Consider the following 13,121-nt stretch of genomic DNA (forward strand, 5'->3'; position numbering starts at 1 on the left):
CAATGGAGACAGGCACTCAGGACCGGAAAGCAGACAGGATTATCGCCATCGGGGCGTCCACCGGGGGAACCGAAGCCATTTTCAGCATTTTGCGCGCTCTTTCCCCCGCCATTCCGGGGATAGTGGTCGTCCAGCATATCCCGCCCGTTTTTTCCAGGATGTTTGCGGAAAGGCTGGACAGCCAGACCGCTCTGCAGGTCAAGGAAGCTCAAACCGGAGATTACGCTGATGCGGGCCGGGTGCTGATCGCCCCGGGGGACCGCCATATGCGAGTGAAGAGGATCGGCAGCCGCTACCGGGTGGAGTGTTTTGACGGGAACAAGGTCAGCGGCCACTGCCCTTCCGTGGATGTTTTGTTTGAATCCTTAGCCCGGGAAGCGGGCAGAAGGGCGGTAGGAATCCTCCTGACCGGGATGGGCTATGACGGAGCGAGAGGGCTTCTCGCCATGCGGCGCCAGGGCAGCCGGACCATCGGCCAGGATGAGGCCTCCTCCGTCGTGTATGGGATGCCCAAAGCAGCCTTTGAGATCGGGGCCGTGGAAAGACAGGCGGCCTTGGGGCGCATTCCCCAGGTCCTGGCCGAGCTGATCGGGTAGGCGGCCGCGATGGACCTGATCGTAGGCATGGGGGAATACAAGGTATCGAACAGAGCGGACGACATCCTGCGGACCTTTTCCCTGGCAACCTGTGTGGCCGTCACCGTCTACAGCCCGCTGAAAAAAGCGGCCGGGATGATCCATGTGGTCCTTCCTTTCCCCTTTGACCGGAAGGACAGAGCGGAGCGTCCGGGCTATTTCGCGGAAACCGGCGTCCCATTGCTGATCAATACGGTTTGCCGGACATACGGCTGCAAGCAAGAAGAGCTTTTGATCCAAATCTACGGCGGAGCGGACTCCCGGCTGGAGCAGGATATCTATAATGTGGGAAAAAAGAACATTGACGCGGTTAAAGCGGCCCTGATCGGGATGGGGCTGACCATTGTCAAGGCAGACCTGCGGGGAAAGGAAAGCAGGACCGTATCCATGGAAGTGAAAACCGGCAGGGTGGAGATCCACCGCCGGCCGATCTGAAAAGAAGAAGGTGATGGGATTGCCGCAAAACACAGACCAATCAGAGCGCCTGGAATTTATCGCCGCTGCCATGGCCGGCATGGGAGATGGTGTGATCCTGACGGATCGGGCCGGCCGGATTTTGGATATCAATCGCTCGGCAGAGCAGCTGACGGGCTGGACGGAAAAAGAAGCGGCGGGAAAGCCCTGCGGTGAAGTGTTTGTTTTGGTCGATACCGTCACCGGCAAGCGCCTGGAGAGTCCCGTTTTCATTTCCCTGAGGGATGAGGCGCCGGTGGGCCTGCCGAAGCACTCCGCTCTCATGACCAGGGAAGGAAAAACGTTTTTTATTTCAGCGAGCTGTTCCCCGGTCCGCGCTTCGGACGGCAAAGCGCAAGGCGCGGTGCTGGTGTTCCGCGATATTGATCGGCTGAAACAGATCGAGGAAGAGCTGAAAAAGGAAAGAAACAATCTGAACAATGTGCTGGAGGCCCTGCCCGCGGGAATCGCCCTGGTCGGGGAAGACGCTGTGGTCAGGTGGGTGAACAGGCCCCTGCTGGAGCTCTTTCAGATCCGGGAGGAAAACATCCTCGGCCAGCGTTTCGGAAACGGGGCCCATTGTATCTACAGCAGGGAAAAAGGGTGCGGGGAAGGCGAAAAATGCCGCTTTTGTGAAATCCGCCAAAACATTGGGCTGGTCCTCCGGGAAAAGGTGAGCCTCAAGGACGTGATGCTCCAGCGTTCTTTCCACAGAGCGGAGGAGGAGAACTGCCGCTGGCTGAACATCAGCTTCATCCCGCTGGCCGCGGCCGGGGAAAAGCGGATCGTGCTCGCCATTGAGGACATTACGGAACAAAAGAATTATGAAGAAGCGTTGCAGAAGAGCCGTGATGAGGCTGAATCGGCCAACAGGGTGAAGAGTGAGTTTTTGGCCAATATGAGTCATGAAATCAGGACCCCTTTAAACGGATTGGTGGGGATGATGGACTTGCTCTCCCGGACCGATCCTGATGAGGAACAGCAGGAATGTATCCGGATGGCGAAATTCAGTGCCAATACCCTTTTTAAGGTCATCGACGGCATTCTGGATTTTTCCAGGATCGAGGCCGGCAAGATCGCCATTGCCAAGATTTCCTTTGATCTGAAGGCCCTGCTGGAGGAGGTCATAAAAATCCACACCGTCCTTGCCGAACAGAAAGGCCTGGCCCTGGAACACGACATTCCCCCGGACCTCCCTCCCTATCTGACCGGCGATCCTGACCACCTGCGCCAGATCTTAAACAACCTGATTGGAAATGCCCTCAAGTTTACGGACAGAGGACAGATCAAGGTCAGTGTCCGGGAAATCAGGCATCAAGGACAACAGGTGGAGCTGGAGTTCTGTGTAGCCGATTCGGGGGTCGGCATTTCTCCCGGGAAAATGGACCTGCTGTTCAAACGCTTCAGCCAGGTGGACAGCTCCGTCACCCGAAGGTACAGCGGGACAGGGCTGGGGCTGGCCATCTGCAAGCAGCTGGCGGAGCTGATGGGCGGCGCGATCCGCGCGGAAAGTGAAATGGGAAAAGGGAGCGTCTTCCGCTTTACCCTGGTATTCACAGCGGCCCCCGGCCCGGGGCCCGCGGAGAGGGAGCAGGCCTTGTCCCCGGTCATCATCAGCGGCAGTGAGCTCAGCCGGCTGGTGGGGGAGGAACCGGCGGCCGGAGCCGAACAAATCATGATTCTGGACAACCAGGCCGGGGCCGAAAAGTGCAGCCGGGTCAGACTGGGAGAGCATGGAGAAATCATCTTCGGGAAGGCGGCAGATACCGGGGAGAAGAGGTCCGCTGAGCTGGACATCCTGCGCCGGGCCTTGGGGGAGCTGCGGAAGATCATTGCGGAGAACCGGTTTCCCCTGCTGGAAGAAGCGGCCCATCAGGTCAAAAAGAGCGCCCTTCGGCTGGGAGAGGACGAACTGGCCGATCTCTCGTTCAAAACCGAGCTTGCCGCAAGAAAGAAGAAATGGGACAGCGCCGCGCAATACTGCCTGGAGATGACGGCGGAATTGCGCCGGCGCGATAAGGAGGCCTAGAACATGAAAATTTTGATTGCCGAGGATGATCTGATCAGCAGAAGTTTTCTGGGCAAATTTTTGGAGAAGTACGGAGAATGTGATCTGGTGGTGGACGGTCTGGAAACCCTGGATGCTTTTCTGATGGCCCTCAAGGATCAGGAGCCCTACCAGCTGATCTGTCTCGATATCATGATGCCGAAAGTGGATGGGGTAAAAACCTTAAAAGCCATCAGAGATCTGGAAAAACAGTATGGGGTGGCTCCGGAAAACAGGGTCAAGATCATCATGACCACGGCCCTTGCCGAAGCCCAGCTCGTGCGGACGGCTTTTGACTATGGCTGCGAGGCCTATGCGACCAAACCGATCGACACCAAGAGGCTGGTGGAGGTCATGGAAAAGATCGGGCTGGTGAAGGAGAGCGGGGGGGAAGAGCGGAGCTTATCCGAGCCAAAGGGAGAACGATATTTCCAGAAGGTCCGGGCCCGCCCCGGCTATCAGCTGGAAGTGACGATGGAGACCGGGACGGCGATTCATTTTGATTTCCGTTCCAGGCTCAATACCGCGCGCTTCGGGATGCTCAAGGATGAAGAATTATTCCGGAGTGTGCGCACTGACGGGTATGACCTGATTTTTGCCAAGGCCGGCCGGATGCCGGTGAAAATCGCCGCGGCTGATTTTATGGATCTTGTTCTGATTGACCGCAGAAGATGAAGAGCGCTGACGGGCATGAGGAGGCGAAGGGAAACGGAGCGGCAATCGCATCACGGAAAGGAAAGTGAACAATGTCAGAGCAAAGCAAAAGGGCCGAAAAGAAAAGGGAAAGAGGAGACGTGATGAAAAATCTATCCATCAGCAAAAAGTTAATTGTGGGCTTCGGGATCGTCCTTGCACTAATGATTATGTCCATTGTGCTGTCCATCGTCAGCATCAGCAGTGTCGGCACCCAAACCGAGAAATATGGGAGCATGACCGTTCCCAACGTCTCCAGCACCTGGGAGATGAGGCGGGACCTGGTTTCGGCCCAGCGTTACATGCTGCGGGCCTTTGTCGCCACAGACCGCCAGGCGATCCAGAAGGAGCTGGACAAGTCGGCGGCCGATGCCCAGAACATCCTGGTCAATCTGGAAAAATACGCGGCGAATCAACCCGATTCAAGTCAAAATGAGAAGGTAAGCGAATTTAAAACAGTGCTGGCAAACGCCGCCACGGCCCGGGAGGATATTGTCGGCAAGCTCCTGCTCGGCACCGATCAGGCTCTGGCGGACGCCGAGAAAAAATTTAACGAGGTGTATGTACCGTATTTCGACCAGGCGGCGGCAATCATTGTCGAGCTGTCCGACGCGGAGGCGGTGCGGGCCGATCAGCAGAGCGCGGCGGCCAAGAGCGCTCAAACGACGGCCTGGGTGATGCTTCTGGTCATCGCCGCAGGATCTCTGGCCATCACCGTGATCGTGATCAGCGCGATCCGCAAATCGATATTGAATCCGGTCAGGGAGATTGTTGATGTGTATGAGGAAATGGCCAAGGGCAATATGCAGGTCGATATCCAATATGAAAGCCGTGATGAGATGGGGAAAATGGCCCAGAGCATCAAAAAAACCAATGCCCTGCTCTCCGGCTATATCGGCGATATTTCCGACAAGCTGGGGCAGATGTCCCACGGCGATATGCGGATCAGGGTGGATATGGATTACATCGGCGATTTTGCGGCGATCAAGCAGGCGATGCAAAATACAACGTCAGCCTTGAATGATACCTTATCCATCATCAATACCGCGGCCGAACAGGTCAGCACAGGGGCGGCCCAGGTTTCCAGCGGAGCCCAGGCTCTGGCGTCAGGCTCGACGGAACAGGCTTCATCTGTGGAGGAATTGACCGTTTCCATCGGAAAAATCGCTGAACAGGCCACGGAAAATTCGGAAAATGTCAAAACAGCAACCCAATATGTGGAAGAGGCCGTGGCGGGAGTCGGTACGGGCAATGAACATATGGAGCAGCTCACGGAAGCAATGGCGGAAATCGGTTCGGCGTCCGATCAGATCACCAATATCACAAAGGTTATCGAGGATATCGCCTTCCAGACCAATATTCTCGCCCTGAACGCCGCGATTGAAGCGGCCCGGGCCGGCAACGCCGGCAAAGGCTTCGCGGTGGTGGCCGATGAAGTCCGCAATCTGGCGGCCAAATCGGCGGAAGCGGCCAAGCAGACGGCAGAGCTGATCCAGGCCTCTGTGGTCACGGTAAACAAGGGGACGCAGACAACGGCTCAGACCGCGCAAATCCTGCATGAGGTCGGAGAAAAGGCCAAAATGGTCAATGACAGCATCATCAAGATCGAACAGGCGTCGGCTGAGCAGGCCGGGGCGATTGAACAGATCAAGGAGGGACTGGCCCAGGTCTCCTCTGTTGTGCAGACCAACGCGGCCACAGCGGAAGAAAACTCCGCGACCAGTGAGGAAATGTCCGCCCAGGCCGCCACGCTGCAAGAAGAGGTCGGGAAGTTCAAGCTGAGTGACGGATATGAGCAGGACAGGCCGGTTTCCAGTTCCTTGTTCCGGGAGCTGCCCGAGACGAGGTCCGGTTTGCTTCAGGCCGCGGCCTCCTCTGATCTGGGCAAGTATTAAGGCTGGCCGGAGCAAGCCCAAAACTCTGATCGTGATCCTGGATAACCGGCGGCATTTTTGCGGCAGCACAGGCATTGCGGGAAGGCATGCGGTGTTCCCGGATAAGGAAAGCCCTTTTTCCAAGCAAGGAGCCGGACTCTTCCCGCCGGTGCCTTGCCCGCAAAGAAAGGATGGTAAAAATGAATCAAGACCTGTATGTGAATATCCTGAATACCCTGCCTTTCGGCATGGGATACCTGCGGCTGCTTACGGACAGTCAGGGCGGGGCGGAGGACTACCTGTACCTGGAGGTCAACCCGGCCTTTGAACAGCTTACCGGCTTGCGCCGCGAGGACATCCTGGGCAAAAAGGCATCGGAGATTTTCGGGGAGAACAAATTGGGGGCCTTTGACTGGATCGACTACTGCTCAAGGGCCGCCCGCTCGGGTAAGGTGCAGGAGACGACACAGTGGATTAAAGAGCGGAAGCGCTATGATAAGGTCATGGTCATTCCCTTGAGCCGGGAGGATTTTGTCGTTGTGATCCGCGATGCCACCGCGGAAATCATTTCCGCCGTTCAAAAGGAAGGAAATTCCCCCTTGCCGGACGACCTGGAGGCGGTGTTCAATCATACCCACGACGCGATAAGCCTTGTAGAATACCTCAATGGCGGGTTCCGCTATATCAGGAACAATGCCGTACATAAAAGAATGACCGGGTTCAGTGACATCAGCGGTCTGGGGCCTGTCGAGCTTCTGGGAGAGGAAACCGGCGGGACGATTGAGAAATATTACGAACGCTGCATGAAGACCGGCCGCCCGCTCACCTATGAACAGGTCTTTCACTTCGCTCCGGGCAAATGTGAATGGCAGACCGAGGTGACGCCGATCCTGGGGGACGGCACAATCCGTTATTTACTGTGCACCAGCCAGGATGTCACCGATCTGAAAGCGGCCCAGAAGGAAAGAGACATCCTGGCCCGCAGGCTGCAGTCCACCTTCGACCAGCATAACGCCGTCATGCTGGTCATTGATCCTGACTCAGGCCGGATCGTGGACGCCAACCCCGCGGCCTGCACCTTTTACGGGTACACCAAGGAAGAGCTGCTCAGCCTCAATATCGACCAGATCAATATGCTGCCCTCTGAGCAGGTCAGCGCCATGTACAGGCAGGCCAACGGGAAAAAACGGAACTATTTTCTTTTCCCGCACCGCCTGAAAAACGGGGAGATCCGGCCTGTGGACGTCTTTTCCTGTCCGATAGAGGACGGGGAGAAGACCCTGCTTTCTTCGATTATTTTTGATGTGAGCGACCGGGAGGAATACCGGGGCGAGCTGTACCGGGAAAAAGAGCTCCTGCGCACGACCTTGCAGTCCATCGGGGACGGAGTGGTGACCACAGACAGCGCCGGGAGAATCACCAGTCTCAATAGTGTGGCCCAGGAGCTTACAGGCTGGAAGAACAGCGAGGCCAAGGGCAAATACTTTTCCGAGGTGTTCATTTTGCAGAATGAAGAAACGGGAGCGCCGGCGGAAAATCTCGTGCGCAAGGTTTTGGAAACCGGCCGGATCATCGGCCTGGCCAACCACACCGAGCTGATCGACCGCAAAGGGCGGCCGGTCCCCATTGCGGACAGCGCCGCCCCCATCAAAACAGAGGACGGGGAAATCTCGGGTGTCGTCATGGTTTTCCGCGATATCAGCAATGAGCGGGACCAAAACAGACAAATTCGTTTTTTAAGCTACCACGATTACCTGACGGGGCTGTATAATAGAAGATATATGGAAGAAGCGATGATTCTGCTGGATACGGACAGGAACCTGCCCCTCTCTGTGGTGATGGGCGATGTGAACGGCCTGAAGATTACCAACGATGTATTCGGACATGAGGCCGGGGACAATCTGCTCCGGCACATCGCCAGGCTGTTTGAGAAAAACTGCCGCCGGGAGGACATCATTGCCCGCTGGGGCGGTGATGAATTTGTCGTGATCATGCCCCGCACCGGGTTGGACGAAGCGGATCAGATCATCCGCAGGATCAAGCGGGATCATGTCGAGATGGACGAGAGCGGTCTGCGCCTGAGCCTGTCCCTCGGCTGCGCGGTCAGGGACACGATGGACAGGAGTATCCGGGCCGTTTTGCGAGAAGCGGAAGGCAATATGTATCAACAGAAGCTTCTGGACGGGAAAAGCAGCCGCAACGCCATCATCAATACCCTGCTGGCGACGCTTTATGAAAAAAGCATGGAGACGGAGGGTCACGCCAAGCGGATGGAGACCCAGTGCCATTGTATCGGCAGAAGTCTTCAGCTGTCCTCCAAGGAGCTGGATGAATTGTCCTTGCTGGCCGTCCTGCACGATATCGGGAAAGTGGCGGTCAACCCGGCTATTCTGAAAAAGCCGGGCCAGCTGACGGCGGAGGAATGGGCCGAGATGAAGCGCCATCCGGAGATCGGGTACCGGATCGCCCAGGCGACGCCGGAGCTGGCCAATGTGGCTGACTTTATCCTCTCCCATCATGAAAGATGGGATGGAAAGGGATATCCGCGGGGGCTCCGGGAAAAAGAGATCCCGCTGCTCTGCCGCATTCTGGCCGTGACGGACGCTTATGACGCCATGACCAATGACAGAGTATACCGGAAGGCGAAAAGCAGTGAAGAAGCGCTCAGCGAGCTGGAGGGAAACGCCGGAACCCAGTTCGATCCTGAAATTGTCAGGTTGTTTATCCAATCTCTGCAGACCGAGGGAGCGGGGCGCGCCAGCGAAAGTCCGGACTAAACAAAGGGTGGTGCAGATGTGATGAAAACCTTTCTCCTGATCGCGCTCATCATGATAACAGGACTGATCTTCCCGCTTGCGGTCCAAGCGGCGCCGGACAGTCCGGGAACGGAGCTCGGCGCGAGGGATGACGGCGGGGGGCCGGGCGGGAGCGGTGAGGACGGGCCCGGGAAAACGGAGCCGGCGGCCGGACGGGAAAAGCTGCTCAGCGCGGCCGCCCTGGCCGGCGCTGTCCTCCTGGTCCTGACGGCGGTGCTCCTGAGGATGCTCCGGAAAAACAATCAGGCCCTCGCGGCCGCCCAAAAGGAGCTGGAGAACAGCCGCCGCCTGATGCAGACCTTTATCGACGCCGATGACACCATGGTCTACCTTAAGGACGAGCATCTGAACTATATCCTGCTCAATCAGGCTTTCGCCGATTTTTACGGCTGTTCGCCGGAAACCATCCTCGGACGTGACGAGTTTGCGCTGTCTGCCCCGGAATTCGCGGAAGGCCGCAGGAAGCAGGATCTGGCCGCGTTAGAGCGAGGGGCGCTGGTGATCGAGGAGATCGCGGTCAAGGGCAGAACCTACACGGCGCGAAAATTCCCCGTGCGCATGCCCGGCGGAGAGTACGGTGTCGGCGCTTATATCCGGGATATCACGGAAGAACACTTCCGGCAGCGCAGCCGGGAACGCATGCTCAGACAGAACAAGCTGCTTCTGGAGGTGCTGGGCCGCAGCTTCGGCAGCAGGCAGGAGCAGCTTGATTATGCCCTGCATGAGCTTCTGAAATTAGCGGAGAGCCGCTATGGCTGCATCTGCTTTTATGATGAGGAAAAAGAGGAATTTACCCTCCAGGCCTGGGCAAAGAGTATCCCCGGGGAAGGCGGAGTGCCGGGCCGGGGAGAGGGGCCCGCGGAAATCGGAATCTGGGGGGAGGCGGTCAGGCAGCGCCGCCCGCTGATCGTCAATGCGTTCACCCCACCCGGTCTCCGGAAAGAGGGAGACCTCAAAGGGCATCCCGGACTGCAAAAGTTGATGGCGGTTCCCCTTTTCATTGAGGGTAAAATCGTGGCCGTCGCCGGCTTCGGCAACCGGCCGGCCGATTATGGCCAGGCGGACGCCGGGGAAATGACCATGCTGCTGAGCGGGGTATGGAACGCCGTACAGCGCAGAGCATCGGTGGAAACCCTGGCCTACGAGCGCAACAAATACCGCCAGACCCTGCTGTCCATCGGGGACGGGGTCATGGTGATCGACAGGGATAAAAAGATTGAGATGCTCAACGCGGTGGCCTGCAGGCTGACGGGCTGTTCGCCGGAAGCGGCGGTCGGTGTGAATTACAAGGAGGTCTTCTCTCTGTCCCATGAGCAGGAGGGGTTCACCATAGACGACCCCATCGAAAAAGTGTTTTTGACGGGAGAAGTCCAGGAGCTGGGAAACCACGCCATCCTCACGGCCAGGGACGGAACCGAGTACAATCTGGAGGACAGCGCCGCCCCCATTAAGGATGACAAAGGGGCGCTGGCCGGTGTGGTCCTCGTGTTCAGAGATGTCACGGAGAAAAAGGAACAGAGAAAGAAAATTGAATATATCAGCTTCCACGATTCCCTGACCGGCCTGTACAACCGGCGCTTTTTTGAGGAAGAGCTGCACCGGATCGATACCGGGCGCAATCTGCCGATTTCCATCATAATGGGCGATGTCAACAGCCTGAAGCTGACCAACGATATTTTCGGCCACGCTTTCGGCGATATGCTGCTGGAAAGAGTGGCCGAGGTGATGACCAGCATCTGCCGGGCCGATGATATCATAGCCCGCTGGGGCGGCGACGAATTCATCATCCTGCTGCCGCGAACAGACTCCGCACAAGCCGAGTCCATCGCCGGGAGGATAAAAGAAGAGGTGAGCGCCCAGCAAATCCGCGCCATCAGAAGCAGCATTTCCATAGGCCATGCCACCAAGGTGAGGATGTCTCAGGATATCATGCAGGTCCTGGGCAGCGCGGAAACGAAAATGTATTCCGTCAAAACCCTGGAGCGCAGTGATGTGCAGAGCCGGGAGCTGGCCGCCATCATCAATTCCCTCTCCGCAAACAGCGAGCTGGAAAGCCGGCACGCCATGCGGGTGAGCGCGCTGTGCCGGGAGTTCGGCAGGGCGCTGGAGCTGCCGGAATCGGAGATCCAGAAGCTCACGGAAGCGGCGCGGCTTCACGATATCGGGAAAATTGTCCTGGAGCCGGGCTTTCTAAAAAAAGGGGACAATCTCAGTCCGTCAGAATGGAGCGAGATGTACCGGCATCCCGTAATCGGCTACAGGATCCTGAATTCGTTCGACCATACGCTGGAATTGGCGGAGGTGGTGCTGGCTCATCATGAGAACTGGGACGGCTCCGGCTATCCCAAGGGGCTCAAAGGGGAGAAAATACCGCTTCTGGCCCGGATCATCTCAATCGCCGGGGTGTATGACCGCCTGAGGCATGACCCGGCCCAAGCCGGGACGAGAAGCCGGGAGGAGGCGCTCCGGGAGATCAGGCACTACGCGGGGACGCAATTAGACCCGGGGCTCGTGGACGCCTTTGTGGAAATGCTGGAAAACGGCCGGCTTGCGGAACCGGACCACTCAGTCTGATGGGCAATGCAGGAAGGTTGTAAAAGGACCGCACCAATACATAAAATAAGGCCCGACCAGGGAGGTTGAATGAAACGTTAAATTCTGGCAGATGAAAAGGCCGGGGATGCAAAAGAAAGAGCCGGAGGCATTTTATTAGGATTGCAGCGCCTAGAAGAGCTTAAAAGGCTGTAACCGAATGATTGGTTGATTGTCTCCAACCGCGCCCGTCAGATGCTGACGGGCCATGTTCGTTTCCTGGCGCAGAAAAGCCCTGCTGCTTGCTTCCACATTATTGCCATGAAACCTGCAAGGGTTCCCTGTCCACTAATCGTTTAAAAGTATAGGCCAGATATCCAACGAGCAACGCACCTGTGACGCTTTTGTTCTCGGGAAGCTGGAGAAGTTGCAGCAGAGGTTCATATCCCGCTGCAGCGCAATATTCGAATAACCCTGACCAGCAAGTGCCGAGCCCAAGCGCCGGTGCATAGAGCTGGGCATAGGCAAGCGCAAAATGAGTGTTGTCCCGGCCGAGAGCGAAACGCTCTTTCTGTGCCGTGGCGATGATCACACAGGGCGCATCCCTTAAAATCGTATCCTTACCATTTTCACGATATCCGCGTATGGTATTGACGGTGTTTTTCGACCATGGGGATTTCCCCAAAGCACCGTGTCTTAAATCATCCTCTGCCCAATCCGCAACCGCAGCTGCGATTGCTTTTAAGGTCGCAGGGTCATCCACAACAAGATAGGATACTCCTTGTGAATTGCAGGCTGTTGGTGCGAAACGGGCAATATCAAGAAGTTCGCAGATGGTTTCGCGCGGCACACGCTTCTTTTGGAAAGAGCGGACAGACCGCCGTGACCGGAGAAAGCGGACTGCCGTATTGGCGTCCGGCATGGATGCTTTTTCAATCAAGACCTGTTTTTCAAGCGGGGCCAGTCTGTGATCCAATGCTCCGTTTGGGCAAACCGCTACGCAATGCCCGCAGGCAATGCAGAAATCATCGACGACCTCGGGGCCATGCCCGCCCATGCCAAGCGTACCTCGACAGACCTTTACGCAAAGCCCGCATTTTATGCATTGCTCCTGATTTACCTGAATCAAATTCTCTGCGGCCATGGTCACTCTCCAGCCGGTACAATATTTAAGGCTTTAATTTTTCCGTTTTCAACCGTAAAGTGAAAATCCAGCGGAACCGGGCTGCCCTCGAAGCTGCCGGAAAGAGTAGCGGTGACAACCGTTCTCCCGTTTTTCTCCATGCAGCCGGTGATTTCGGTCCTGACGTTAGCGTCCCGGTTTGCCGCCAGAATATGTCCGCTGACGGCTTCTGGTCCATGATCGTCCATTCCCTCGTCAGCCGTAAAGCAGCCCGCAAGCAGAATATCGTCATACACATCGGAGGCATGATAAAAGGCCGCAATCGGCTGCGGCAATGGGATTGCCCTGCCGTTGGAGGAAAGAGCAGTGCGCAGGCGCGTGACTTTATCCCCATCGACTGTAAAGTGAAGATCAAGATAGAGCGGGTCCGGCAGTCCGGTCTTGTCATAATCTCCGTCTGATTTTGCGGTGACGACGAGTTCTCCGGCATCCTGAACGGCGTTTGTGACTTCCAGCCTCAGATGGTCGCCGAAATAGTCGCGGTCGCTCCACGCTTTGATTGCGGCTTTCCCGCGATATTCTTTCCCGGCGTCTATGACAACGGCGTCCTCGGCAAAAGTGGAAAGGAAAGCCACGGGGGCGTCTGTGTTTGTCGCCTGAAAATGTATTTGGACCGGTTTTGGTAATTTAAATTGATTGTTTGCCATGATTTTCATTCTCCTTTATTGTGCGGACAATTCCGCCGTCGATTGTATGCTCCGCCCCCAGAATGGAGGAAGCGCGGTCGGATACCAAGAAAGCGACAAGTTCAGCCACTTTTTCTGGCCGCGCAGTACGCCCTAGGGGGATACCGCCTAAAGAGTCCATCAATGACTGCCGGGCATCGCTATAGTCGTATCCCCGTTCCTGTGCCATCCGCTCGATAAGTCTCTCGGCGGCCTTTGTTTC

At 56.8% G+C, this 13,121-nt stretch carries 9 protein-coding genes and 1 pseudogene; 7 read left to right on the forward strand and 3 right to left on the reverse strand.

Annotated elements, in window-relative coordinates:
• Window positions 1–2: 2 nt before the first annotated feature.
• The 7 genes and pseudogenes from SGLY_RS05915 (at window position 3) to SGLY_RS17040 (ending at window position 11,092) form a co-directional block, all read left to right on the forward strand.
• Window positions 3–596: a CheB methylesterase domain-containing protein gene (locus SGLY_RS05915; protein ID WP_013624366.1), complete on the forward strand. Its 594-nt coding sequence runs from the start codon at window positions 3–5 to the stop codon at window positions 594–596.
• Between the two features lie 9 nt (window positions 597–605).
• Window positions 606–1,070 (forward strand): chemotaxis protein CheD, encoded by a 465-nt coding sequence (locus SGLY_RS05920; protein ID WP_013624367.1) that lies wholly within the window; start codon window positions 606–608, stop codon window positions 1,068–1,070.
• 19 nt (window positions 1,071–1,089) lie between these two features.
• Window positions 1,090–3,117 (forward strand): PAS domain-containing sensor histidine kinase, encoded by a 2,028-nt coding sequence (locus tag SGLY_RS05925; protein ID WP_013624368.1) that lies wholly within the window; start codon window positions 1,090–1,092, stop codon window positions 3,115–3,117.
• Window positions 3,118–3,120: 3 nt separating this feature from the next.
• A pseudogene (locus SGLY_RS18395) lies at window positions 3,121–3,513 on the forward strand (response regulator); the annotation flags it as partial.
• Between the two features lie 419 nt (window positions 3,514–3,932).
• The gene (locus tag SGLY_RS05935; protein WP_013624370.1) at window positions 3,933–5,723 is read left to right on the forward strand and encodes a methyl-accepting chemotaxis protein; all 1,791 of its coding nucleotides are present in this window, start codon (window positions 3,933–3,935) and stop codon (window positions 5,721–5,723) included.
• Between the two features lie 179 nt (window positions 5,724–5,902).
• A complete protein-coding gene (locus tag SGLY_RS05940; RefSeq protein WP_013624371.1) occupies window positions 5,903–8,479 on the forward strand; it encodes a PAS domain S-box protein in 2,577 nt (858 codons plus the stop codon).
• Between the two features lie 21 nt (window positions 8,480–8,500).
• A complete protein-coding gene (locus SGLY_RS17040; protein WP_013624372.1) occupies window positions 8,501–11,092 on the forward strand; it encodes a diguanylate cyclase in 2,592 nt (863 codons plus the stop codon).
• A gap of 271 nt (window positions 11,093–11,363) precedes the next feature.
• On the opposite strand, the gene SGLY_RS05950 is transcribed toward SGLY_RS17040, so the two are convergent.
• From SGLY_RS05950 to SGLY_RS05960, 3 genes are read right to left on the reverse strand one after another with little or no spacing between them, the layout of a single operon-like run.
• Window positions 11,364–12,194, reverse strand: coding sequence for a nitroreductase family protein (locus tag SGLY_RS05950; protein ID WP_013624373.1), 831 nt, complete (start codon window positions 12,192–12,194; stop codon window positions 11,364–11,366).
• A gap of 2 nt (window positions 12,195–12,196) precedes the next feature.
• The gene (locus SGLY_RS17865) at window positions 12,197–12,880 is read right to left on the reverse strand and encodes a nuclear transport factor 2 family protein (RefSeq protein WP_013624374.1); all 684 of its coding nucleotides are present in this window, start codon (window positions 12,878–12,880) and stop codon (window positions 12,197–12,199) included.
• The gene (locus SGLY_RS05960) at window positions 12,861–13,088 is read right to left on the reverse strand and encodes an SDR family oxidoreductase (protein WP_041444688.1); all 228 of its coding nucleotides are present in this window, start codon (window positions 13,086–13,088) and stop codon (window positions 12,861–12,863) included. The genes SGLY_RS17865 and SGLY_RS05960 overlap by 20 nt, the downstream gene beginning before the upstream one ends.
• Between the last annotated feature and the right edge of the window lie 33 nt (window positions 13,089–13,121).

It is taken from the genome of Syntrophobotulus glycolicus DSM 8271 (assembly GCF_000190635.1).
Lineage (GTDB): Bacteria > Bacillota > Desulfitobacteriia > Desulfitobacteriales > Syntrophobotulaceae > Syntrophobotulus > Syntrophobotulus glycolicus.

Coding starts and splice junctions, on each gene's coding strand:
- SGLY_RS05915 (WP_013624366.1), top strand. CDS start 3: ATGGAGACAGGCACTCAGGACCGGAAAGCAGACAGGATTATCGCCATC.
- SGLY_RS05920 (WP_013624367.1), top strand. CDS start 606: ATGGACCTGATCGTAGGCATGGGGGAATACAAGGTATCGAACAGAGCG.
- SGLY_RS05935 (WP_013624370.1), top strand. CDS start 3,933: ATGAAAAATCTATCCATCAGCAAAAAGTTAATTGTGGGCTTCGGGATC.
- SGLY_RS05940 (WP_013624371.1), top strand. CDS start 5,903: ATGAATCAAGACCTGTATGTGAATATCCTGAATACCCTGCCTTTCGGC.
- SGLY_RS17040 (WP_013624372.1), top strand. CDS start 8,501: ATGAAAACCTTTCTCCTGATCGCGCTCATCATGATAACAGGACTGATC.
- SGLY_RS05950 (WP_013624373.1), bottom strand. CDS start 12,194: ATGGCCGCAGAGAATTTGATTCAGGTAAATCAGGAGCAATGCATAAAA.
- SGLY_RS17865 (WP_013624374.1), bottom strand. CDS start 12,880: ATGGCAAACAATCAATTTAAATTACCAAAACCGGTCCAAATACATTTT.
- SGLY_RS05960 (WP_041444688.1), bottom strand. CDS start 13,088: ATGGCACAGGAACGGGGATACGACTATAGCGATGCCCGGCAGTCATTG.